The organism is Bacillus sp. F9_6S_D1_P_5, from assembly GCF_054823925.1.
Genome location: NZ_JBTREW010000010.1, coordinates 90,551 through 114,934 on the forward strand (window position 1 = coordinate 90,551; position 24,384 = coordinate 114,934).

Sequence of the window (24,384 nt, forward strand, 5' to 3'; positions counted from 1 at the left end):
AGTTAAACATGGAAGTAAAAACGGTTGATATTCTAGGTGTTCCTTTTTCTACAATGACAATGGATGAAACAATCCAATATTTGAAGGCTCAACTAGAATTGGAACGAACGCATACTTTTCAGGTAGTAACGGCAAATCCTGAAATTGTTATGTGTGCAAAAAAGGATGAAGCATTCCATCAAACATTATTAAATGCAGATTTAATTACACCTGATGGTATTGGAGTTGTAAAAGCAAGTGGTATGTTAGGTACACCTGTAAAGGAACGTGTAGCAGGTTTTGATTTAATGTGTAATTTATTTGCGAAGCTATCAGAAGAGAATAAACCAGTATCTGTTTTCTTACTTGGTGCAAAACCGCATGTTGTACAAGCTGCAGCAGATCATTTAACGAAGACGTATTCAGCTGTATCTATTGTTGGTATACAAGATGGGTATTTTAAACAAGAAGAAGAAGAGAATATTATTTCTCGTATTCAAGAAGCAAAGCCAGACTTATTACTTGTCGCACTTGGTTTCCCAAGACAAGAGAACTTTATCCAAACTAATAGGCATCGTTTAGAAACAAAAATGGCTGTTGGAGTGGGTGGAAGTTTAGACGTATGGGCTGGAGAGGTAAAACGCGCACCGAAATGGATTCAAGCGATCCATTTAGAGTGGTTTTATAGATTGTGTAGTAATCCAACGCGCTGGCGTCGTCAGTTAGTATTAGCGGAATTTTTAAAAGAAGTCATGCGTTCGAAAAAGTAGCGTCCTATCGCTACTTTTTTATTTAGCCATTTTTAATAAAGTGAGGCTTTGTTCACCCCCCACTAATTGTTATCCCTCACTAATTGGGTGTTTAACGGCAGTTAATCTTCAATCTAACCTCTTTGTTCCAGCTTAATTTTGAGGTTGGAGTCTTACTGCCCTAAGGTAGTGGGATAAGTATTTTATTTTTCGGGAATGATGAAGGAGAATTTTTTACACGAAAGTATTTTACTTATACAATTCACACATGTAAAATGATGTGTAAAGACAGCTGTGTAAGGAGGACTTCATGTGGGCAAGGTGAAAGAAATTTCGAAGCGGAAGCTACTTGGTATAGCCGGGCTTGGATGGCTATTTGACGCAATGGATGTTGGAATGCTTTCATTCGTAATGGTAGCACTGCAAAAAGATTGGGGATTAAGTACGCAAGAAATGGGCTGGATAGGCAGCATTAATTCAATTGGTATGGCAGTCGGAGCGCTCGTTTTTGGAATACTATCAGATAAAATAGGACGGAAATCAGTCTTTATTATTACATTATTACTATTTTCTATCGGTAGCGGTTTAACTGCTTTAACGACAACGCTTGCGATGTTCCTTGTGTTACGATTTTTAATTGGTATGGGGCTTGGCGGAGAGCTTCCGGTTGCTTCTACATTAGTATCAGAGAGCGTTGAAGCGCATGAACGTGGCAAAATAGTTGTGCTATTAGAAAGTTTTTGGGCAGGTGGATGGCTAATTGCAGCTCTTATCTCGTATTTTGTTATTCCGAAATATGGTTGGGAAGTTGCGATGATATTGAGTGCGGTTCCGGCACTATATGCTTTATATTTAAGATGGAATTTACCGGATTCTCCCAGATTCCAAAAGGTTGAAAAAAGACCGTCCGTTATCGAAAATATAAAATCAGTTTGGTCTGGGGAATACCGTAAGGCAACAATTATGTTATGGATTCTATGGTTTTCTGTTGTCTTTTCCTATTATGGAATGTTCCTTTGGTTACCTAGTGTAATGGTATTAAAAGGGTTTAGTTTAATAAAAAGTTTCCAATACGTACTTATTATGACGTTAGCTCAATTGCCAGGGTATTTCACAGCTGCTTGGTTTATTGAACGTCTTGGTCGGAAGTTTGTTTTAGTTGCGTATTTAATCGGTACAGCGTGTAGTGCTTACTTGTTTGGAGTGACAGAGTCATTAACGGTATTAATTGTAGCAGGTATGTTACTATCCTTCTTTAATTTAGGTGCTTGGGGTGCATTATACGCCTATACACCTGAACAGTATCCGACAGTTATTCGTGGTACAGGTGCAGGGATGGCAGCAGCATTTGGTCGTATTGGTGGTATTCTTGGGCCGCTATTAGTAGGATATTTAGTTGCTTCACAGGCTTCACTATCACTAATATTTACGATTTTCTGTGGATCAATTTTAATTGGTGTATTTGCTGTAATTCTACTTGGACAAGAAACGAAACAACGAGAATTAGTATAAGGTAAAACTTGAATCAGTGAGGGATTTATTCCCGCACTGATTATGGGTTCTTACTAATAGCGGAATAAAAGGAAAGGGGAAACCGTGAAGGTTTCCTTTTTTCTGTTTTTTTAGATAAATAATGGTATAGTAAGAAAAAGGGAATGTTCCTTATAAAAGCGAATGTATACAACAGGACATACGGACAAAAGAATTAGGTGGTTGAAGAAATGAAAATTTTACTAATCATGGAAGAAGCAGAAGAGCGAAGAAGTTTAGCTGAAAAATTTACTGGAAATATAAGGAATGTAGAATGTTTTGAAGCAAACACAGGAACAGAATCATTATTTATCATGAAAAAGCATACACCGGATTTTGTTTTTTTAAATTCGAAATTACTAGATGGAACAGGTTTTGAATATGCAAGTTTATTACGTGAAGTAAATTTTTATACGAAATTTATTTTTATGGGTGAAGATATCGAAGAGTCCATTACGGCATTTCGTTTTCAAGCATATTATTATTTACTACGCCCGTTTCGCGAAGAAGATTTGCAATTCCTTTTATATAGAATGAGTAAAGAGCAAGGCGAGAAAGCAAAGAGTTATTTACGAAAACTACCGATAGAAGGTCAAGAGGGGATTCGGTATATTTTCCCTGAAGATATTGTATATGTAAGCAAAAATAAGGAAAACAAAACGGTTTCAATTTATACAACAAATAATCAGTATATTTCAACATATACACTTCAGGAGCTGGAAAATAAGCTGAATGCATATGATTTTTTACGTGTGCATAAAAGCTATTTAATTAATATGTCATATGTACAAGAACTAAAACCTTATTATAATGGCACATATAATTTGTATTTAGATAAATATGATGAGCAACCAATTCCAGTTAGTCGTAATTATGTGAAAAAACTCCGAAATAAAATTGAATTGTAGCAGATAATGCGAAAATTTTAACATGATAAACTAAAAATCCTTCATGATAGGGAGGATTCAAATTAAATATTCAGAAAATTTAGTACAATCCCACTAAGAAATAGTATTGGGGGGATTGTATGTGAAAACATTGAAGTCGATTTTACTTTGGGGAGTTATTGCAGCAGTAGGAGCAGGTGCTTTTGGTGTAATAGCTTTATCACAAGGTGAAACTATTAATGCAGTGTGGCTCTTAGTAGCTGCGGTATGTGTGTATGCAGTTGCTTATCGCTTTTATAGTAGATTTATAGCGAGAAAGGTATTCGGTTTAGATAATAATCGGCAAACGCCAGCCCATACATTAAATGATGGAAAAGATTATGTTCCGACAAATAAGTGGGTATTATTTGGACACCATTTTGCAGCAATTGCTGGGGCGGGGCCTTTAGTAGGGCCGATTTTGGCGGCACAAATGGGATATTTACCAGGAACAATATGGATTATTGTTGGTGTAGTTGTCGCTGGAGCTGTGCAAGATTTTGTAATTTTATTTGCTTCGATGAGACGAAATGGTAAATCTTTAGGAGAAATGATTAAAGATGAAATCGGTCCTGTTACAGGGCTTATTGCAATGATAGGTATTTTAGGTATTATGATTATTTTATTAGCGGTATTAGCATTAGTAGTAGTAAAGGCGCTTGTCGGAAGCCCTTGGGGAATGTTTACAATAGCAGCGACAATTCCTATCGCTATTTTAATGGGAGTGTATATGCGCTACATCAGGCCTGGACGGGTTGGTGAAGGATCAGCAATCGGAATTATTCTACTTATATTGTCTCTTATCGGAGGACAGTATGTAGCAGAACATCCAACGCTTGCAAGTATGTTCACATTTAGTGGTGAAACGATTGCTATTATGCTTATTGTATATGGATTTATCGCATCAGCATTGCCGGTTTGGATGCTTTTAGCACCGCGTGACTATTTAAGCACATTTTTAAAAGTCGGAACAATTGTAGGGTTAGCGATCGGTATTTTAATTGTAGCGCCAGATTTACAAATGCCAGCAGTTTCGAAATTTATCGATGGAACTGGTCCAGTATTCTCCGGAAACTTATTCCCGTTCTTATTTATTACAATTGCTTGTGGTGCGGTGTCTGGATTCCATGCTCTCGTTTCATCAGGTACGACGCCAAAAATGATTGAACAAGAGGGGCACGCGCAGCCAATTGGTTATGGAGCAATGTTAATGGAATCATTTGTAGCGGCAATGGCGATGATTGCAGCTTGTGTATTAACACCAGGCACTTATTTTGCAATTAATAGTCCCGCAGCACTTATCGGTACGGATGTCTCGCAGGCAGCTCAAGTTATTTCTTCATGGGGATTTGCTATTACACCAAATGAACTAAAAGATCTCGCTATAAACGTCGGTGAGCAAACGATTTTATCACGTACAGGTGGTGCGCCAACGTTAGCGATAGGTATGGCATATATTTTCTCGCAAGTAATAGGTGGAACGGCCATGATGGCATTTTGGTATCATTTTGCAATCCTCTTTGAAGCACTATTCATTTTAACAACAATTGATGCTGGAACGCGTGTAGGTCGATTTATGATTCAAGATATTTTAGGGCATGTATATAAGCCATTTGGAAAAACGGATTCTACATTAGCAAATGTAATAGCTACAACGTTATGCGTATTAGGATGGGGGTATTTCTTATACCAAGGGGTAGTTGATCCGCTTGGTGGAATTAATACATTATGGCCACTTTTCGGTATTGCAAACCAAATGTTAGCAGGTATTGCCTTATTACTTGGAACGACAATTTTGTTCAAAATGGGGAAAAAGGCATATGTTTGGGTGACGCTTATTCCGACTGTCGGATTGCTTATTGTAACGATGACGGCGGGTTATCAAAAGCTATTTCATGAAAATCCTAAAATAGGATTTCTATCTCATGCAAAGGTATTTCAGGGGGCATTAGATGAGGGAAAAGTGTTAGCACCAGCTAAAAATGTCGCTCAAATGAAACAAATTATTTTTAATGATTATATTGATGCAGCGCTTTGCGGGATTTTTATGATCGTTGTAATTGCTGTATTAATTTCTGCAATTCGAATTTGGATTCAAGTGTTAAGAAATAAGCCGATGCCGCTAAAAGAGGCACCATATATACCTAGAGATGAAAGTGAGTCGAGGAACTATGCTTAAAAAATTGCGGCAAGTATGGGGACAAAGAAAACACTTTATTAGTTTGCTCGTTGGGGTACCAAGCTATGAAACATATGTAGAGCATATGAAAAAGCATCATCCAGAAGAAGCAGTTGTATGTCAAAAACAGTTTTTTGCAGAAGCGCAAGAAGCTAGATTTAATGCAAAGGGTGGAAAGATATCACGTTGTTGTTAATGAAAAGGGCGAATTTTCGTCCTTTTTTATTTTTGCTGTTTCACGTGGAACAGCAAAAATAAATAAAAAGCTTTGGGAATTATAGGTATCTCGTATACAATAAAATAAGGAAAGGGATAGATAGAAAAGTAGGGAGATTATTTTATGTTAAGGGACTTATTTGTAAATACAACAATTATTCTTTCCTTTATTTTTGTTGGAGGTCAGATTTTAAGAGATAAACCTTTAAAAGAAGAGTTCTCTTTGTGGCAGAAATGTGTAGTAGGTATTCTTACTGGAATATTAAGTGTACTGTTGATGTATTTTGGTGTACATATTGAAAATATTATGTTGGATCTACGTTATTTAGCGGTTATTTTGGCAATTATAATCGGAGGTCCAATAGCTAGTAGTATAACAGTTATTATTATTTTGATTACCCGTTTATTTTTAACCGAGTATTCTTTAGCTTCTGAATTGGCTTGTTATACGATTGTATTGATAGGTGCTGGGATTACTTTCATTTGGCAGATGAAATCTTCTATATTTACAAGATGGATCTTGTTTAATGTATATAGTTTATTTATTTTAGTAGTGCCACTTTCTATTTTATTTAAGGATATGTCTATAGTAGCATTATATGTAGTTTGTAGTAGTGTTGCAGCATATATCACATTTATAAGCGCAAATTATGTATTGCAATCCAATGAGTTATTTCAAACGATGAAGCAATATGCAACGATAGATGCACTGACAGGTTTAGGGAACGTAAGACAGTTTGATTTAGAGATGAATCGTCATATTGGTAATAAGCGTATGGAAAATGATTCACTTTGTTTACTACTTATAGATATTGATCACTTTAAGTGTGTAAATGATACGTACGGGCATCCTGCGGGAGACGAAGTGTTAAAACAAATAGGGTATATTTTAAGAGAAATTTCAACGTTTCCAGATTTGGCTTTTCGAAAGGGTGGAGAAGAGTTCGCGCTCTTGATACCGAAAAAGGGATTAGCTTATGGAATGCATATGGGAGAACAAGTACGTACAGCTGTTGAAAACCATTCATTCCAATTGTTAAATGGAAAAAACATAAAAATTACAGTTTCAGTAGGTATTTCAGTATATGAAGAATCACCAGAGCAATTTATTCAAGCTGCTGATGATGCATTATATTACTCCAAAAGAAATGGTAGAAATCAGGTTAGTTCTGCATCTTAAAGATAGGATGACCAGAAGAATTTATAAAAAAACACCCACAGAAGGAATACACACTCTGTGGGTGTTTTCATTTATATATTAGACAAGTTCTTTTGATGCAACGAATTTACGATATGCACCGTGATGTGTTGGGCCTACGTATTCGTTGATCTTGAATGAATAACGGATAGCAGCTGTGATAAATTCTTTAGCAGTTTTTACTGCTTCTTTCACAGGTTTTCCTTTTGCAAGTTCTGCTGTAATTGCAGCAGAATATGTACAACCTGCGCCGTGTGTATTTGTCGTATCGATTTTTTCTGATTCTAGAAGATCAAAAGTTTCTCCATCATATAGAACGTCGATAGCAGTTTCTGTACCAAGCTTGCTACCGCCTTTAATTAGGACGTATTTCGCACCTAAAGCGTGGATTTTTTTCGCTGCTTCTTTCATGTCTTCAAGAGAATTAATTTTTACGCCACTTAATTGGTAAGCTTCAAATAAGTTTGGTGTTACAACTAATGCCTTTGGAACAAGAACGTCACGTAAGCAATCATTTGTTTCAGGATGTAATGCCTCATCAGCACCTTTACATACCATAACAGGATCAACTACTACATTTTTGAAATTATGTTTTTCGATTGTTTCTGCAACCATTTCAATAATTTCTACTGATCCGAGCATACCTGTTTTTAAAGCATCTACTCCAACACCTTCAATTGTCGTTTCTAATTGTGGTTTTAATGTAGAAGCTGGGATTGGGAATACGTTATGTGCCCAACCGTTATGTGGATCCATCGTTACGATTGTCGTAAGAGATGTCATTCCGTATACACCAAGTTCTTGGAATGTTTTTAAATCTGCTTGTATACCAGCACCGCCACTTGTGTCAGAACCAGCGATAGTAAGTGCTTTATTTAATGTCATTATGAAAGCCCCCTCAGGTGATATAATGAAAACTATGTTTTCACCATTATATCAATGTTACGAATAAGTACAAAGTGAAAAGTAGATGATTTATGTTAGAGGCTATGTAAAATCTTGTATGTAGGAGACGAATTATGTTTCAAGAGAATCGTACAAATGAATTAGTTATATTAAAAGAAATTGCAGAAACACTAAATACATCAAATGATACGTACCATGTACTGCAAGCGGTACTAGAAAAATTGCTTAGTGTAACGGGTCTAACGACGGGTTGGATTTTTCTTGCGGATGAAAATGGGAGATATACGAAATTAATCGATTACCAGTTACCAGAGGCACTTACATATGAAAACAAACGCCCGATGTGTGAAGGTGAGTGTTGGTGTTTACGTGGCTTTGTGGATGGAAAATTAGAGCGAGCGGTTAATATTATTGAATGTAAAAGAATTAATAATGCGATTGAATATAATTGGGGAGATACAGAAGGGATCCTTCATCATGCTACGGTTCCTGTAAAGGCTGGAGGAGAAAAATTTGGTGTTTTAAATGTAGCAAGCCCAGGTAAAACGCATTTTTCAGAAGAAGAATTAGTATTGCTCCAATCAGTTGCTTTCCAAATTGGGACGGCCTTAAAGCGAACAAAATTATATGAAAATGAAAAGCGACGAGCACATTATTATGTGAAATTGGAGCGGTTTATTCAAGCATTAAAAACGATTCATAAGTTTAATGTATTACCTGAAAAAGTGGTAAATCACGTAGGTGAAGTATTTCAGTGGAATCAAGTGGCATTTTTTATTAGGGAAGAAATAGAATTATCTTTGCGAGCTTCTTATGGTCATGGAGAGTTACAAGAGGGTGTAAAAGAAGCGGCAAAGAAGGCGTTAGAACAAGATGAGCCAGTTCTAGTAAAACATCTAAATGGAGCTGTTATTGCTACGCCAATACATATTCAAAATCATATGTTTGGTGTTCTATGTGTTAGTTTAAATAATGGAGAATTTGATGTTAATACAATAGATGTGATTCAAGCATTATCGAACCACGTTTCCTTAATAATAGAGAATTTAAGGTTAAACGAACAGCGCCGTGAACTCGTACGAATGGAAGAAAGAAACCGATTAGCGAGGGATTTACATGATTCTGTTTCGCAAAAATTATTTTCATTAACCTTTATGACAAAAGGTGCTGAAGCTGTTTTAAAAGGTCAAAATGAAAAGGTAGATCAATCTTTGCATGAGATGCGTGAACTAGCGCAAGGAGCTTTAAAGGAAATGAGAACATTAATTTGGCAGCTTCGTCCGGCAGGATTAGAAAAAGGCTTATTACCAGCTTTAAAGCAGTACGGTGAAAACTTGGGACTGAAAATTAGGGAACAAGTTACAGGCGTTCGTGATTTGCCGCGCGTAGTAGAGGAAGCGCTATGGCGAATTGGACAAGAAGCTTTAAATAACGTAAGTAAACACGCGAATGTTAGAGAAGCGACGATTTATTTCAAAGTGACGGAGAAGAATGTATCATTAGAAATAGTCGATCAAGGAAACGGTTTTGTAGAAAAGAATATAAAAGAGAAGAAATCACTTGGCATGACTACGATGCGCGAAAGAGTAGAATTAATTGGTGGAACAATTAAAATTGTAAGTGACAAGAAAAAAACAAGTGTAAAAATAAACGTACCATTATGATGTGAAAATGAGGGAAGTTCGTGAAAATAAAAGTATTGTTAGTTGATGATCATACAGTTGTTTTAAAAGGATTAGCATTTTTCTTAAGTACACAGGAAGATTTAGAGCTAGTTGGAGAAGCAAGTAATGGGAAAGAGGCATTAGTGAAAGTAGGGGAGACACATCCTGATGTTGTACTAATGGATTTATATATGCCCGAAATGGATGGTGTTGAGGCGACAGGGTGTATTAAAAAAGAATATCCGGATGTGAAAGTAATTGTATTAACTAGCTTTTCTGATCAGGCACATGTTTTACCAGCATTAAGGGCAGGAGCAAGCGGCTATATTTTAAAAGACGTAGAACCGGATCAACTTGTTGAAGCGATTCGAAGCGCATATAAAGGTAATATTCAATTACATCCTGATATAGCAAATGCTCTTCTTTCTCAAACATTACCTGTAGAAGAAAAGGAGGAAGAACCTTCTATTCAAGTGGATGTGCTAACGGCGAGAGAAAATGAAGTGTTGCAGCTATTAGCGAAAGGGATGAGTAATAAAGAAATCGCTTCTGTTTTAGTTATTACAGAAAAAACGGTAAAAGCTCATGTAAGTAGTATTTTAAGTAAGTTGAATTTATCTGATCGCACGCAAGCGGCATTATATGCAGTGAAAAATGGAATTGTATAAGACAAAAGTCGTAAGACCTAGTTCGCCTTTAGAAGGTGGACTTTTTTTATGGAAAAATACGTCTATGTGAGGACGAAATTGTCTTGATATAAAGATAAAATATGTTTGTAAGCAACAAAACAACGATTACAAGGGATACCTTTTTGAAAAGCATATAACAACATAAGAGTGAGTATTAGGAGGAAAAATAATGGCAACAGTTTTATTTGTAAAAGCAAACAACCGCCCAGCGGAACAAGCAGTTAGTGTGAAATTATACGAGGCATTTTTAGCAAACTATAAAGAAGCACATCCAAATGATACAGTAGTAGAACTTGATTTATATAAAGAAGAATTACCATATGTAGGCGTAGATATGATTAATGGTACATTCAAAGCAGGTAAAGGATTTGATTTAACGGAAGAGGAAGCAAAAGCAGTAGCGGTTGCTGATAAGTATTTAAATCAATTCTTAGAAGCTGATAAAGTCGTTTTCGGTTTCCCATTATGGAACTTAACGATTCCAGCAGTATTGCACACATATATTGATTATTTAAACCGAGCTGGTAAAACGTTTAAATATACGCCAGAAGGTCCAGTTGGTTTAATTGGAGATAAGAAGATTGCATTATTAAACGCGCGCGGCGGCGTATATTCTGAAGGTCCAGCAGCAGAAGTAGAAATGGCTGTTAAATATGTAGCAAGCATGATGGGCTTCTTCGGCGCAACGAATATGGAAACAGTAGTTATTGAAGGACATAACCAGTTCCCAGATAAAGCAGAAGAAATCATTACAGCTGGTCTTGAAGAAGCAGCTAAAGTAGCAAGTAAATTTTAATTGAAAATAGAATCGTCACTCGAAAAAAGTAGCATTAACAGATAAACGTTAATGCTACTTTTTTTATACTTTAAGTTCGTCAGCCAGTTTTTCTAATTGAATCCGGTCGTGTATGTAATAGGTTCTGCCGTCTTTTTTTAAATAATTTTGTTGGCAAAACTGGTTTAATACATATAAAAGATGACGGTAGCTAACATTTAAGTATTCCGAAGCCTCGGTATGTTTTTCTGTATAACTGTTATTTTGTTCTGTTAATAGAATAAATGCCGCTAACCGGTTTTCGAACGGATAACTATTATTTTTGGCGTAACTTTCTGTTCGGGTAATTGTTTTTTCGCCGATAAATTTGCATAGTTTCTGTAGAAAGGTAGCATCTTGCAACAAAAGATGCTGACAATCTTTAAGAGGAAGCGCTAAGCATATACAATCTTCGATTACTTCTACCGTTTTTGTAACAGATTCCACCCCAATTAACCCTAATTCTCCAATGAACGAAGGTGCTTGAATAAAGTTAATTAAGGAGACCCTCCCGTTCTTGTGACTCATATATATTTTCGCCTTCCCGGAAATTAAGTAATAAAGATAAGGAACGTCAACTCCTTCACTACATATCCTTTCTTTCTTCTGAAAGGAATGTAGTTCAGCATACGGTAAGACATTAAAAGAAAAAAGAGTATGGAAGTTGGAAGTTTGCATGTAATGAGAGATTTCTTCGCTATGTTTGCTAACTTTCATGTTTTCACCTCATGTTTAGTATGAGATATCTCCTATTATGTTTACAAGAAGGAATGATACGATTTACGTAAATTTATTTTTGTAGAAAAGAGAGTGTGAAGGGCTTATGAAAAAATATAAAACATTGTTATTTGATGTAGATGATACATTGTTAGATTTTCAAAAGGCTGAGAAAGTGGCGTTACGTATGCTGTTTGAAGAGAGAGGGATTCCTCTAACTAGAGAGGTTGAGGCGCAATATAAAAAAATTAATAAAAGTCTTTGGGATGCTTTTGAAGAAGGGGAAATAAATCGTGATGAAGTCGTAAATACACGTTTTTCGATTTTGTTGAAAGAATACGGGGAAGAGGTAAATGGAATATTATTTGAAAATAATTATCGTAGCTACTTAGAAGAAGGAAATCAGCTCATGCAAGGTGCATTTGAATTTATAAGTCAAATTCAAAGTGAGTATGATTTATATATAGTGACAAACGGTATTTCTAAGACGCAAGATAAACGTTTACGTAATGCAGGATTACATCCCTTGTTTCAAGGTGTTTTCGTTTCTGAAGATACAGGATTCCAAAAGCCGATGAAAGAGTATTTTGATTATGTTTTTGAACGAATTCCTAATTTTGCTCCTGAAGAGGGGCTCATTATTGGAGATTCGTTAAGTGCTGATATTAAAGGTGGATATATAGCGGGAATTGATACTTGTTGGTTTAATCCAGAAAAGAAATTAAATGATAGCGAAATTGTGCCGACATATGAAGTGCAAAATTTTGAAGAGTTATACGCATTATTGAAGCAACGTGTGTAATGAAAAATAGGCAGTGGAACTTTTGTCCCTACTGCCTATTTTATTCGTTTATAGCTTCGTTGTTTTTAGGAAGTGGAAATGCATTACCAATCGCTGCCGCTCCAAGCATCGGTAATAGTAAATTGAGCGGGAAAAACATGAGTAATAGTAATGTTATAGCAATTGGTTTTCTTAATGCATAGCTTGAAATTGCTGTCGTGACGATGGCTACCGAAGCGATTGGATCTATCGGGATAATGGAAGCTATAGCATATCCGATACTAGATCCAGCAAATATGATTGGGAAAATATGTCCGCCGCGCCAACCTGTATTTAAACAAACGGCAGTAATACATAATTTTAAAATCCCTGAAAGAAGTAGTACCCAGAAGGATAAATGGCTCCATTCCACGACTAAATCTTTCAATTGATGTTCTCCTGAGAATAACGTGTAAGGGAGAAAAGTTCCTGTAATTCCTAATAAAATACCACCGATAATACCAAGTGATAGTTTGTATTCTTTTAAGGGATGTATTAATTTCTCTAATGTGAACTCTAATTTGAAATAAAAGAATCCAACTATAGCGCCAATACTAGCAAGTGGGAGAAAGGCAATCCATTCATTAAGAGAAAGAGAACCTTCTCCGAAATCAACGATAAAGGATCCGCGATTATCGAATTTACTAAGTAATAAATAAACGGAAAAACCAGCGAAAGTAGTAGCTAAATATACAATTGCTTTTTTCCCTTTAGAAAATTCGTTAATTTGCTCACCCTCATTTTCATTTGGAGCTAAATAACCGAATAATGGCGCGTTAAAAATTACACTTAAAGTAGCACCAATTCCAACCTCTGTTAGTTCATTCATCCCCTTTAAGGCGAATGTAAAGCGATCCCCTACCCATGTACAAAGTCCACCAATAATGCCAACAAGTGCTGCCTCGGGACCTAAACTAGCTCCAAAGATTAAAACGATAATCGCAGTTAAAGTAGCTTTATGTACAAAGCGGTATTCAATTCTACCTGTTTTTTTATATTCACCCATCACTTCTGGCATAAGACGTGGATATGTACCGAAATACTTTTGAGTTAAACCAACGAGAATACCACCGATAGTTGTTACGCAAACAGTGTAGTAAGGGGGAGAAGCGAAAATAGTAGGTAAGTACTCCCAAATAAAGTGAATGCCGATATTTATTGTAACTAAAAATAACCAGACTGTTGCTCCTACTATAGAGCCTAAAAGAATGCCGTATAGGACGAGTATATAGTGCATGTTCTTTGTGTTTGTCATGTTATACCTCCGTTATGTAAGTTCTAATGTCGAAAGGATTAAATATGCTACTGTGAAATGAATATGTATAGTATCTTTTTGAGAGGTTGGCTTATTCAATATATTGAGGTCTCGTGAGAATTTGAAATGTATACAGTTAAACTACGTATTTAATTCTATATAGTAATCGGGGGTTTTAAAAGGTCTTTTTCAAATGAATATGGAATATATTTCTTTTGTTATGCATGTCAAATTCTTTGTATTTAATTTAGAACATTCAGAAAAACTGATTGACATTAGGAAATTATTGCTATAAAATCAACGGTAATTGCATAGTCTTATCAAGAAAAGGTGGAGGGACAGGCCCGATGAAACCTTGGCAACAGCCGTATAACGGAATTGTGCCAAATCCTGCAGGTAATAAATCCTGAAAGATAAGAAAGAGCCTTTAGAGCGTGTTTTCAAACTGCTCCTTTCTTGTTTTCAGGAAAGGAGCAGTTTTTTATTTTGTATAAAAGAAAGGAGAATGAGAGATGGGAGAATCATGGGGAAAAGGAACAATTTGTGTGCAAGGTGGCTATACACCAAAGAATGGTGAACCGCGTGTTTTGCCACTTTATCAAAGTACAACGTATAAATACGATACTTCGGATGATTTAGCAGCCTTATTTAACTTAGAGGCGGAAGGATATATATATACGCGCATTGGAAACCCTACTTTAGCTGCATTTGAGCAAAAGCTAGCGGATTTAGAGGGCGGTGTAGGAGCTGTTGCAACGGCTTCCGGGCAGGCTGCTATTATGCTTGCTGTTTTAAATATTTGTAGTAGCGGAGACCACTTGCTTTGTTCTTCCACAGTTTATGGCGGGACGTTTAATTTATTTGGAGTGAGTTTGCGTAAGCTTGGTATCGATGTTACGTTCTTTAATCCAAATTTAACTGCTGATGAAATTGTGGCCCTTGCTAATGATAAGACGAAACTCGTTTATGCAGAATCGCTAGGAAATCCGGCGATGAACGTTTTAAACTTCAAAGAGTTTTCAGATGCAGCGAAAGAGTTGGAAGTACCTTTTATCGTGGATAATACATTAGCAACTCCTTATTTATGCCAAGCATTCGAACATGGAGCAAATATTATCGTTCATTCTACGACGAAATATATTGATGGTCATGCAAGTTCGTTAGGTGGCATTGTTATTGACGGAGGGAACTTTGATTGGACAAACGGGAAATATCCTGAACTTGTTGAACCGGATCCAAGTTATCACGGCGTAAGTTACGTTCAAAATTTTGGTGCAGCAGCTTATATTGTGAAGGCACGTGTTCAATTATTAAGAGACTACGGAAACTGTATGAGCCCATTCAATGCGTATATTAGCAATATCGGCTTAGAAACACTGCATTTAAGAATGGAACGTCATAGTGAAAATGCTCTCGCAGTTGCTAAGTGGCTTGCTAACCATGAACGTATTGAATGGGTGAATTATCCGGGATTAGATAGTAATGAAAATTATTCGTTATCACAAAAATATTTGAAAAAAGGTGCTAGTGGAGTTTTAACATTCGGCATTAAGGGAGGATTAGAAGCTGCGAAAGAATTTATCGCAAATGTAAAACTCGCAACTCTCGTAACGCATGTAGCTGATGCACGAACTTGCGTTATACATCCTGCTAGCACAACGCATAGACAATTAAGTGCTGAAGACCAGCGTTTAGCTGGCGTCACATCAGATTTAATTCGTTTATCAGTTGGTATAGAAGATGTTTCTGATATTATTGCAGATTTAGAAGAAGCGCTAGTCGGAGGCAAACAACATGCCGATCATAATTGATAAAGATTTACCAGCTCGCAAAGTGTTGCAGGAGGAAAATATTTTTGTAATGACAAAGGAGCGAGCAGAAACACAAGATATCCGTGCATTGAAAATTGCTATATTAAATTTAATGCCTACAAAGCAAGAAACAGAAGCGCAATTACTTCGTTTAATTGGCAATACACCGTTGCAATTAGATGTTCATTTACTTCATATGGAATCACATTTGTCTCGTAATGTAGCACAGGAACATTTAACGAGCTTCTATAAAACATTCCGTGATATTGAGAATGAGAAATTTGATGGACTTATTATTACAGGAGCACCAGTTGAAACTCTTTCTTTTGAAGAGGTAGATTATTGGGAAGAGCTTAAACGCATTATGGATTATTCAAAAACAAATGTAACATCTACGCTTCATATTTGCTGGGGGGCACAGGCTGGTTTGTATCATCATTATGGCGTTCCAAAGTATCCTCTTAAGGAAAAAATGTTCGGTGTATTTGAACATGAAGTCCGTGAGCAACATGTGAAATTGTTACAAGGATTTGATGAATTGTTTTTCGCCCCGCATTCTCGTCATACAGAAGTACGAGAGAGTGATATTAGAGAGGTGACAGAGTTAACATTATTAGCAAACTCTGAGGAAGCCGGTGTTCATCTTGTTATTGGGCAAGAAGGAAGACAAGTGTTTGCGCTCGGTCATAGTGAATATAGTTGTGATACGTTAAAGCAAGAATACGAACGAGATCGTGACAAAGGGTTAAATATTGATGTGCCGAAAAATTACTTTAAGCATAATAATCCAAATGAGAAACCGCTTGTAAGGTGGAGGAGTCATGGGAATCTATTATTCTCTAATTGGCTGAATTATTACGTGTATCAGGAAACCCCTTATGTATTATAAAAAAACGATTGTGTAACACGTGGCAACGTTTTCTTTGTAATGATTAACCTATATTTTTCCGAATGTTCAAAAAACATTGTTTTTCAGATTTTTTACTCATATAATTTCATCTAAACACAATTTTTGAGGGGTGGACAGTATTATGAAAGAAATTCAAGTTGGTTTATTAGGTCTTGGAACAGTTGGTAGCGGTGTAGTTCGTATCATTACAGATCATCAAGAGCGACTTATACACCAAGTAGGTTGCCCTGTAAAAGTAACGAAAGTACTAGTGCAAAATATTGAAAAAGAGAGAGAAGTAGAGGTACCTTCTACTCTATTAACACAAGATGCAAATGAAATTTTAGATAATCCGAATATTGACGTTGTCATCGAAGTAATGGGTGGCATTGATGATGCGAAAGCATATATTTTGCAAGCTTTACAAAGCGGGAAGCATGTTGTGACTGCCAATAAAGATTTAATGGCGTTACATGGAGCGGAACTGTTAGCGGTAGCAAAAGATAATAAAGCCGATCTGTTTTATGAAGCAAGTGTAGCCGGAGGGATTCCGATTTTACGAAGTATCGTAGAGGGACTTTCTTCAGATCTTATTACGAAAGTAATGGGAATTGTAAATGGAACGACAAATTTTATTTTGACGAAAATGTCAGATGAAGGGAGAGCATATAACGACGTGTTAAAAGAAGCCCAACAACTTGGATTTGCAGAAGCAGATCCAACATCAGATGTAGAAGGTTTAGATGCAGCAAGAAAAATGACGATTTTGGCTACCCTTGGTTTCTCTACAAATGTAGAGCTTGGAGATGTGAAGGTAAAAGGGATTACTTCTATTACAGAAGAAGATATTGAATACAGTAAGAGTTTAGGATACACGATTAAATTAATCGGTCTTGCGAAGCGAGATGGTGAAAAATTAGAGGTTACAGTTGAACCGACACTACTTCCAAATACACATCCTCTTGCGGCCGTACAAAATGAATATAACGCTGTATATGTGTATGGTGAAGCGGTCGGAGAAACGATGTTTTATGGACCAGGTGCAGGAAGTTTACCGACAGCAACAGCTGTTGTTTCCGATTTAGTAGCTGTAATGCAAAATATTAGATTAGGGGTAACAGGAAATAGTGCTGTAGTCCCGCAATATCAAAAAGTATTAAAAGAGCCAGACGAAATTGTTGTGAAGAAATTTTTAAGACTTCATGTGAAAGATGAAATTGGTGTATTTGCAAAAATTACTTCGTTATTCTCTGAGCGTGGTGTTAGCTTTGAAAAGATTATTCAAATGCCACTTGAAGAGAAAGGAAAGGCTGAAATTGTAATTGTAACGCATCGTGCGTCTCTTGCTGATTATGATTATATTCTACATACATTGCAATCGTATGAAGAAATAGATTGTTTGAAAGCAAATTACCGAATTGAAGGGGATGCTAAGTAGCATCTCGTATCATAAAACAGAAAGGGCCTATTAAGCAGCTTGCTCAATAGGCTCTTTTCTATTTAAAATCTTTGTACCAATTTGAATAAATGCTTGAATAATCCAGCCTGTTGTAAAAGATAAGATAATTGTTCCAAAATAGATAGGTCCATCTAATAAAAAGCTTAACGTTAAAAATAAGAACGCTAGCGAAATTTCGGTTCTTCTAAATGTCCATTTCTTTTTCTCAGCAACCGTTAAAACGAAAGCTTCTTGAGGTGCTGCGCAAAGATTTGTAGAGACGTAAAGACCAATACCGGCTCCAACGAATAGATTTCCGCAAATAAGTGTTATATATTTTGGAAGAGAACGGATAGCGTCCATAATAGTTGTAATGGAACCAATCCAATCAACAAAAAGAGAAATAAGAACCATCGTTACAATTGTACCAATCGTTATTTGTTTTTTATTCCAAAAGAGTACGATAAGGGTAAACGCAAAGTTAATCATGAAAATCCAAAAACCGATACTAATCCCGAAATTTTGATATAGTGCAATAAAGAAGGAATCATAAGGGCTAAGTCCAAAGGAAGTAATTGTCGTCATCATATTAATGCCGATGGCGAGAATGAGTAGACCGCCAATGAAAAATATATATTCTAATTTGAGTCGAAGCATAGTTGTATATCCTTTCAAAAAGTATTTGCTAGGAAAGGATATATTGTGGAAAGCTTACCAGGTCAAGGGAGAATTTTTTGCAGGGAAGGGGAAAATGAGATGACGAATATAAGGAAGATTGCTGAGCTTGCTGGGGTATCTGTTTCAACTGTTTCACGTGTACTAAATAATCATCCATATGTGAATGAACAGAAACGAAAAGAAATTTTAGCAATTATAGAAGAATTAAATTATACGCAAAATGTGAATGCAATTCATTTAGTGAAAGGAAAAACGAATGTAATTGGCGTGTTATTACCGCACGTAAATGATCAATATTATAGCGCTATTATCGAGGGAATATCAAAGGAAACAGCAAAGAATAATTATAATATGATGCTTTGTCAGACGAATTATAGTGAGGAAAAGGAATTAGAAATTTTGAATATGTTAAAAATGAAAAAACTTGATGGGGTTATTATATGTTCGCGGACAAATAGTAAGGAAAAGCTTGAAGAATATACGAAATTCGGCCCTATTGTTATGTGCGAAGAAATTGACTCGAATTTCATTTCGAGTGTGCATATTGATTACTATAAAGTGTTTTCGCGCGGAATGAAAAGCTTAATAGATGCGGGCCACACAAGTATTGGGTATTGCATTGGAAGAAGTAATAGCATTAATAGTCAGAGAAGAAAACAAGCATATGAAGATTCACTTCAACAGATTGCTGTAACACCGATAGGGGCTTGGAAGTTTAAAGGCTGTTTTACAGTGGAAGATGGGCGTAATGTAATTAGGGAATGGACCCGTATGTCAGTAAAACCAACAGCGTTTCTTGTATCTTGCAACCATATTGCCGCGGGGATGGTAACGGAAGCGAAAAAACAAGGCATTCGTATTCCGGAAGATATTACGATTATCGGTTGTGATGATCAAGATGTGGCAGATATTTTAGGCATTACGACGATTTCGTATTGTAGTAAAAATGTTGGTGTGAAGGCATTTGAATTATTATATGAAAAGATTAATGATGAGCAAATAGATGTAAAGCACGTAGAGTTATTACCAGAACTAGTACATAGAGAAACAACATAATAGATAAGGTGTGAAAATCGCTTTTCAAAATGGCGTTTGGTATAATTATGGACAATCTATGAGGGCTAAAAGGGGTTTTGATATGAGATCAAAAGTAGTAAAAATAATTCTACTCATTACAATTGCATCTTTCTGTTTATTTGCATATGGCTTTGTTTCAGGTGTAAATGATGTATTAAATCCAGAAGCTTCAAATTTAATTAAAAAGACCGATGTAGTGGCAAAAGAGAAAAAGAAAACGGGAACGTTACAAATCGTTAGTTTAGGTGATTCATTAACACGCGGTGTTGGTGATAAAGAAGGAATTGGCTATATTGGACGGATGAAAGAAGATTTACAAAAAGATTATAAGCAAAAGGTTGCTTTAACGAATTTAGCTGTTAGTGGAGCGAAAATGCCTGACTTATTAAAACAAATGGAGAGTAGTGGCGCTCAATATTCAATTAAGCAAGCGGATGTAATCGTTTTAACGATTGGAGGAAATGATTTATTTCCAGGGTGGGAATCGCTTGGAAAGATAGATTTAGAAACATATCGTCCTGATACGGAAACATTCCAGAATGAAGCGAAGAAAATTATAGAAGAAATTCGTAAGTTAAATACAGATAGCCCTATTTTTTGGCTAGGTTTATATAATCCTTTTGAAGATGTAGAAGATTTAAAAGGGTCTTCAAACATCGTTGTAGACTGGAATGCATCTTTAGAAAAATTAGCAGTAAATGATAAAAACGTGTATATTACACCGACATTTGATTTATTCCAAAACCGCGGGAAAGATTTATTATACTCCGACCATTTCCATCCAAATGAAGTAGGATATACATATATGGCGGATCGATTAGTTCAAAATGTTGCAAGTAAATTAAAACTAGAACAAGGAGGGGTAAAATGACGACGATACTTTCCGTACGAGACGTGAAGAAGGTAATTGGAAAGAAGACAATTGTAGAGAATATTTCCTTTGATGTAAAACAAGGAGAAGTGTTTGGCTTCCTAGGACCGAATGGCGCCGGAAAAACGACTACCATTCGAATGTTAGTTGGATTGATTAAAGAAACAGAAGGTACGATTTCTATCGGCGGTTATTCTATTAAGGAAAATTTCAGAGAAGCGATGCGTCAAATTGGGAGTATCGTTGAAAACCCAGAACTGTACACATATTTAACGGGATGGGAAAATTTAAAACAATTTGCCCGTATGTTAGGCGGTATATCAGATGAACGTATTATCGAAATTGCTCAAATGGTTCATTTGGATGAAAGAATTCACGATAAGGTAAAAACATACTCACTCGGTATGAAACAGCGTCTTGGCATTGCGCAAGCGCTTCTTGGAAATCCAAAATTGCTCATATTAGATGAGCCAACAAACGGTTTAGACCCAGCTGGAATTAGAGAACTTAGGGAATTTATACATAAGCTTGTGAAAGAGGAAAATATGAGTGTGTTTATTTCTAGTCATTTGCTAAGCGAAGTACAAATGATATGCGATCGTGTGGCGATTATTCATAAAGGAAAAATGATAACAGTTGCGAAGGTTGAAGAGTTAATTAAAACAGCAAGTGATCGCGTAGAATGGATTGTTACACCGATTTCTAAGGCAAAGGATATGTTAGAAGATGCTGAAGAAGTAAGAGAAGTGAGTATAGAAGGTGATCGACTACTATGCCGCATGAATATCGCATCTATAAGTAGTTGGAATAAACATTTTGTAGAAAACGAGATAGATGTACATAGTGTTAAGGAGCTTGTATTTACGCTAGAAGATTTATTTATTGAACTCACAAGGGGTGAGCAGCATGCGTGAATTTGCGAATCTAGTTTTAAATGAATCGGAGAAAATTTATCGTAAGAAGCGTATTTTTGTTGTCATGCTTATTTTAGCAATCTTGATCCCACTTTTCGTGTATGCGCAGTATCGTGAAATAGAAACGACACAAAAAAGACTCGGTACAACGGATTGGAAAGTTTCACTGCAACAACAAATTGTTGATTCTCAAAACCGCTTGAACAACTCTAGATTACCAGAAGAATGGCGCGATTGGTTAAAGGTAAGAGTGGAGCAACAACAATATTATTTAGATCATGATATTAATCCGATGGCACCGGGCGCACCAACCTTTGTAAGGGCGTTTATTGAGCAAGGAATTACATTGTTTATTCCGCTTCTCGTAATGATTGTCGCTATTGATATTGTTTCAGGAGAACGAAGTGATGGAACGATGAAGATGTTACTTACTCGGCCAATTCGGCGCTGGAAAATACTCCTTAGTAAATACGTGACGATGTTATTTTTCATTTCACTCATACTGCTCCTTGTCGGTCTGTTTGCTTACGTATTATCAGGCCTTGTATTTGGATACTCGGGCTGGAATTTACCTGTTTTAACAGGGTTTGTTATCGATAAGGAAACGTTAAATACGAATTTTGTACATCTTATTCCGCAATGGCAATACGTATTAATGGCGTATGGACTAGCTTGGTTTGTTGCTATCGTTGTCGGAACTATATCATTTATGGTTTCTGTTTTAATTCGAAACACACCAGCTGGTATGGGCGTTATGTTAGCCGCATTAATCGCAGGTGGTATTTTGAGCTCATTCGCAACATCTTGGGAAGGTGCGAAATATATTTTTAGTGTGAATTTATCATTAACAGATTATCTATCAGGAAAATTACCTGCATTACAAGGTTTATCGATGGGGTTTTCTTTAATGAATTTAACTGTATGGGCCGTTGTATCCCTTATTATTTCGTTTGTAGTATTTACAAAGCAGGATATGGTGAATTAATTGGACGGGAAGTGAAAGCATGAAAAATGTTTTAACAAATGATTGGGGGCCATTATTGGCACCGGAATTTGAGAAAGAATACTATCTTACTTTAGCTGATTTTTTGAGAGAAGAGTACAGCACACATGTTGTTTATCCAAAAGTAGAAGATATTTTTAACGCTCTAGAATATACAAGTTATGAAAAGACAAAGGTCGTTATTTTAGGACAAGATCCATATCACGGGCCGGATCAAGCACATGGTTTAAGCTTTTCAGTACAACCTGGTATTAAAACACCGCCGTCCTTGCTAAATATGTATAAAGAACTTCGAGATGAATATGGCTATGAAATCCCGAATAACGGTTATTTAGTAAAGTGGGCAGAGCAAGGAGTTTTATTATTAAATACTGTACTAACAGTTCGACAAAGTGAAGCGAATTCTCATAAAGGGAAAGGATGGGAGCATTTCACAGATCGCGTAATTGAGCTATTAAATGAACGTGAAAAGCCAGTTATTTTCATATTGTGGGGACGTCATGCACAGGCGAAGAAAAAGTTAATTACGAATACGAAGCATCATATTATCGAATCTGTACACCCAAGCCCATTATCAGCAAGACGTGGTTTCTTTGGGAGTAAACCATATTCTAAAGTAAATATGATTTTAGCTAATATGGGTGAGAGAGAAATTGATTGGGAAATTCCAAACCTATAAATAGAAAAGGTAGTTAACAGTCGTTAACTACCTTTTTATTATTGTTGTTCGTTCTTTAATTTTGCATCTAGTACAAACGTACCAAATGGGATAACTGATGAAACAAATGCCCCAAGTGCCCATGCAATTGATTTGCGGTGTACGATTGTTACTTGAATTACTGCAAAGATGAATAGAATAAATAAAACACCATGAGCCATACCTGTAATTTTAACGGCTGTTGCAAATCCTGCAAAATATTTTAATGGCATTGCTACAAATAATAGTAGTAGGAAAGAAATCCCCTCAACAAGTCCAATTGCTCTTAATCGTCCGATTGGTGTAGATAACATGAAGTAGCCTCCTTTAATGTATGCTTGTATATAGTAAATTTGTATTCTTTTTCAAAATAAAATAGTCTATTTTGTTTCATTATATACAAAAAGAAAGTTTACACTACGAGAATAGTGCAAAGTTCAAAATATAGTCACAAAAGCATAGTAATTTAAATAAAAACCTATTTGAAGTATTTGACTTCAAATAGGTTTTATGAATGAAAATATTAAACAAGTACTTCGTTTTTTAGTACGAACTTCTCTACAACTTTTGCAACGCCATCGTTCATATTTGTATCTGTTACGTAGTTTGCAATTTCTTTAATATCATCAGGTGCATTGCCCATTGCAACACCAAGACCAGCAAATTCAATCATCGCTTGGTCGTTATAGCTATCGCCCATTGCGATAACTTCTTCGCGCTTAATGCCAAGTTTTTGAATCAGTTGGTTTAAGCTCGTTCCTTTTGTAACACCAGCTTCAGTAAATTCTAAGAAGAATGGTTTAGAACGCATAACGCTTAATTGTCCTTCTAGTTGTTGTTGTAGTTTCTTTTCTACTACAACAAGGCGTTCAGCTTCTTTATTCATTAATACTTTTACTACAGGTTCTTTAACAGCAGCTTTAAAGTCATCTACTACAACAATTGGCATACCAGTAATGTCGCCCTCAATTTCAGTATAAGGATTATTTTCTTCTGTTACGATATCATCGCCAATATAAGTATGAATCCATACATCTTCAGTTTTACTAATTTCAAATAGGTTGTGAACGATTTCAGGAGATAGCGTACTACTAAAGATTTCTTCGTTTGTTTTACAGTTAATAATTTTTGCGCCATTAAAAGATAGAATGAAACTGCCGTATTCTTCTAAACGAAGTTCTTTCGCTACATTGCGCATACCAAACGTTGGGCGCCCAGAAGCAAGTACAACTTTTACACCTTGCTCTTGTGCAGTCATTAGAGCCTCTTTCGTACGAGGTGAAATAGTATGGTCATCACGTAATAAAGTATCATCTAAATCTAAAACAATCATTTTATAAGTCATATTGAAAATTCCTCTCTTT

At 36.1% G+C, this 24,384-nt stretch carries 24 protein-coding genes and 1 riboswitch; of the genes, 18 read left to right on the forward strand and 6 right to left on the reverse strand.

The window, feature by feature from the left end:
• The first annotated feature begins 8 nt into the window (after positions 1-8).
• The 6 genes from ACUXEY_RS14225 (at position 9) to ACUXEY_RS14250 (ending at position 6,759) form a co-directional block, all read left to right on the forward strand.
• Entirely contained in the window at positions 9-749 is a 741-nt protein-coding gene (locus ACUXEY_RS14225; RefSeq protein WP_429601656.1) for a WecB/TagA/CpsF family glycosyltransferase, read from the forward strand.
• Between the two features lie 291 nt (positions 750-1,040).
• Positions 1,041-2,240 carry an MFS transporter gene (locus ACUXEY_RS14230; RefSeq protein WP_461300954.1) on the forward strand — a complete coding sequence of 400 codons (1,200 nt, stop codon included), beginning with the start codon at positions 1,041-1,043 and terminating at the stop codon, positions 2,238-2,240.
• Between the two features lie 209 nt (positions 2,241-2,449).
• Complete coding sequence (locus tag ACUXEY_RS14235) at positions 2,450-3,166, forward strand: LytR/AlgR family response regulator transcription factor (protein WP_461300955.1); 717 nt, start codon at positions 2,450-2,452, stop codon at positions 3,164-3,166.
• Between the two features lie 121 nt (positions 3,167-3,287).
• A complete protein-coding gene (gene cstA, locus ACUXEY_RS14240; RefSeq protein ID WP_461300956.1) occupies positions 3,288-5,363 on the forward strand; it encodes a carbon starvation protein CstA in 2,076 nt (691 codons plus the stop codon).
• On the forward strand, positions 5,356-5,559 hold the full coding sequence (locus ACUXEY_RS14245; RefSeq protein WP_461300957.1) for a YbdD/YjiX family protein: 204 nt from the start codon (positions 5,356-5,358) through the stop codon (positions 5,557-5,559). The genes cstA and ACUXEY_RS14245 overlap by 8 nt, the downstream gene beginning before the upstream one ends.
• Positions 5,560-5,703: 144 nt before the next feature.
• The gene (locus tag ACUXEY_RS14250; protein ID WP_461300958.1) at positions 5,704-6,759 is read left to right on the forward strand and encodes a diguanylate cyclase; all 1,056 of its coding nucleotides are present in this window, start codon (positions 5,704-5,706) and stop codon (positions 6,757-6,759) included.
• 78 nt (positions 6,760-6,837) lie between these two features.
• Here ACUXEY_RS14250 and pdxK read toward each other — a convergent pair whose 3' ends face one another.
• Positions 6,838-7,662, reverse strand: a complete 825-nt coding sequence (pdxK, locus tag ACUXEY_RS14255; RefSeq protein WP_000174251.1) for a pyridoxine/pyridoxal/pyridoxamine kinase — start codon at positions 7,660-7,662, stop codon at positions 6,838-6,840.
• Between the two features lie 134 nt (positions 7,663-7,796).
• On the opposite strand from pdxK, the gene ACUXEY_RS14260 reads away from it, so the two are divergent.
• From ACUXEY_RS14260 to ACUXEY_RS14270, 3 genes are all read left to right on the forward strand, one after another.
• Positions 7,797-9,347 (forward strand): GAF domain-containing sensor histidine kinase, encoded by a 1,551-nt coding sequence (locus tag ACUXEY_RS14260; RefSeq protein WP_461300959.1) that lies wholly within the window; start codon positions 7,797-7,799, stop codon positions 9,345-9,347.
• Positions 9,348-9,367: 20 nt separating this feature from the next.
• Entirely contained in the window at positions 9,368-10,015 is a 648-nt protein-coding gene (locus tag ACUXEY_RS14265) for a response regulator (RefSeq protein WP_098089684.1), read from the forward strand.
• Between the two features lie 190 nt (positions 10,016-10,205).
• Positions 10,206-10,832, forward strand: a complete 627-nt coding sequence (locus ACUXEY_RS14270; protein ID WP_000246726.1) for an FMN-dependent NADH-azoreductase — start codon at positions 10,206-10,208, stop codon at positions 10,830-10,832.
• Between the two features lie 63 nt (positions 10,833-10,895).
• Here ACUXEY_RS14270 and ACUXEY_RS14275 read toward each other — a convergent pair whose 3' ends face one another.
• Positions 10,896-11,567: a transcriptional regulator YeiL gene (locus ACUXEY_RS14275; RefSeq protein WP_461300960.1), complete on the reverse strand. Its 672-nt coding sequence runs from the start codon at positions 11,565-11,567 to the stop codon at positions 10,896-10,898.
• Positions 11,568-11,673: 106 nt separating this feature from the next.
• On the opposite strand from ACUXEY_RS14275, the gene ACUXEY_RS14280 reads away from it, so the two are divergent.
• On the forward strand, positions 11,674-12,369 hold the full coding sequence (locus ACUXEY_RS14280; RefSeq protein ID WP_429601649.1) for a YjjG family noncanonical pyrimidine nucleotidase: 696 nt from the start codon (positions 11,674-11,676) through the stop codon (positions 12,367-12,369).
• A 40-nt stretch (positions 12,370-12,409) separates the two neighbouring features.
• On the opposite strand, the gene ACUXEY_RS14285 is transcribed toward ACUXEY_RS14280, so the two are convergent.
• The gene (locus ACUXEY_RS14285) at positions 12,410-13,642 is read right to left on the reverse strand and encodes a chloride channel protein (RefSeq protein ID WP_429601648.1); all 1,233 of its coding nucleotides are present in this window, start codon (positions 13,640-13,642) and stop codon (positions 12,410-12,412) included.
• 314 nt (positions 13,643-13,956) lie between these two features.
• Positions 13,957-14,062, forward strand: a riboswitch (SAM riboswitch).
• A 92-nt stretch (positions 14,063-14,154) separates the two neighbouring features.
• On the opposite strand from ACUXEY_RS14285, the gene ACUXEY_RS14290 reads away from it, so the two are divergent.
• From ACUXEY_RS14290 to ACUXEY_RS14300, 3 genes are all read left to right on the forward strand, one after another.
• Entirely contained in the window at positions 14,155-15,453 is a 1,299-nt protein-coding gene (locus ACUXEY_RS14290; RefSeq protein ID WP_461300961.1) for a bifunctional O-acetylhomoserine aminocarboxypropyltransferase/cysteine synthase, read from the forward strand.
• Positions 15,437-16,342 (forward strand): homoserine O-acetyltransferase MetA, encoded by a 906-nt coding sequence (gene metA / locus ACUXEY_RS14295; protein WP_166704423.1) that lies wholly within the window; start codon positions 15,437-15,439, stop codon positions 16,340-16,342. The genes ACUXEY_RS14290 and metA overlap by 17 nt, the downstream gene beginning before the upstream one ends.
• Before the next feature lie 142 nt (positions 16,343-16,484).
• Entirely contained in the window at positions 16,485-17,780 is a 1,296-nt protein-coding gene (locus ACUXEY_RS14300) for a homoserine dehydrogenase (RefSeq protein ID WP_461300962.1), read from the forward strand.
• A 30-nt stretch (positions 17,781-17,810) separates the two neighbouring features.
• Here the strand turns inward: ACUXEY_RS14300 and ACUXEY_RS14305 are convergent, their stop codons facing one another.
• Positions 17,811-18,437, reverse strand: coding sequence for a YczE/YyaS/YitT family protein (locus ACUXEY_RS14305; RefSeq protein WP_461300963.1), 627 nt, complete (start codon positions 18,435-18,437; stop codon positions 17,811-17,813).
• Between the two features lie 99 nt (positions 18,438-18,536).
• Between ACUXEY_RS14305 and ACUXEY_RS14310 the strand changes: the two genes are divergently transcribed.
• From ACUXEY_RS14310 to ACUXEY_RS14330, 5 genes are read left to right on the forward strand one after another with little or no spacing between them, the layout of a single operon-like run.
• Positions 18,537-19,514 carry a LacI family DNA-binding transcriptional regulator gene (locus ACUXEY_RS14310; RefSeq protein ID WP_461300964.1) on the forward strand — a complete coding sequence of 326 codons (978 nt, stop codon included), beginning with the start codon at positions 18,537-18,539 and terminating at the stop codon, positions 19,512-19,514.
• A gap of 10 nt (positions 19,515-19,524) precedes the next feature.
• Complete coding sequence (locus ACUXEY_RS14315; RefSeq protein WP_208326609.1) at positions 19,525-20,406, forward strand: SGNH/GDSL hydrolase family protein; 882 nt, start codon at positions 19,525-19,527, stop codon at positions 20,404-20,406.
• On the forward strand, positions 20,403-21,320 hold the full coding sequence (locus ACUXEY_RS14320; RefSeq protein WP_461300965.1) for an ABC transporter ATP-binding protein: 918 nt from the start codon (positions 20,403-20,405) through the stop codon (positions 21,318-21,320). The genes ACUXEY_RS14315 and ACUXEY_RS14320 overlap by 4 nt, the downstream gene beginning before the upstream one ends.
• Positions 21,313-22,305: an ABC transporter permease subunit gene (locus tag ACUXEY_RS14325; protein ID WP_151630136.1), complete on the forward strand. Its 993-nt coding sequence runs from the start codon at positions 21,313-21,315 to the stop codon at positions 22,303-22,305. Before ACUXEY_RS14320 ends, ACUXEY_RS14325 begins: the two co-directional genes overlap by 8 nt.
• A 19-nt stretch (positions 22,306-22,324) precedes the next feature.
• Positions 22,325-23,002 (forward strand): uracil-DNA glycosylase, encoded by a 678-nt coding sequence (locus ACUXEY_RS14330; protein WP_166704429.1) that lies wholly within the window; start codon positions 22,325-22,327, stop codon positions 23,000-23,002.
• A gap of 38 nt (positions 23,003-23,040) precedes the next feature.
• Here ACUXEY_RS14330 and ACUXEY_RS14335 read toward each other — a convergent pair whose 3' ends face one another.
• Both ACUXEY_RS14335 and ACUXEY_RS14340 read right to left on the reverse strand, forming a co-directional pair.
• On the reverse strand, positions 23,041-23,334 hold the full coding sequence (locus ACUXEY_RS14335; protein WP_048527993.1) for a DUF3817 domain-containing protein: 294 nt from the start codon (positions 23,332-23,334) through the stop codon (positions 23,041-23,043).
• 209 nt (positions 23,335-23,543) lie between these two features.
• A complete protein-coding gene (locus ACUXEY_RS14340; protein ID WP_166704430.1) occupies positions 23,544-24,365 on the reverse strand; it encodes a Cof-type HAD-IIB family hydrolase in 822 nt (273 codons plus the stop codon).
• Positions 24,366-24,384 lie beyond the last annotated feature (19 nt).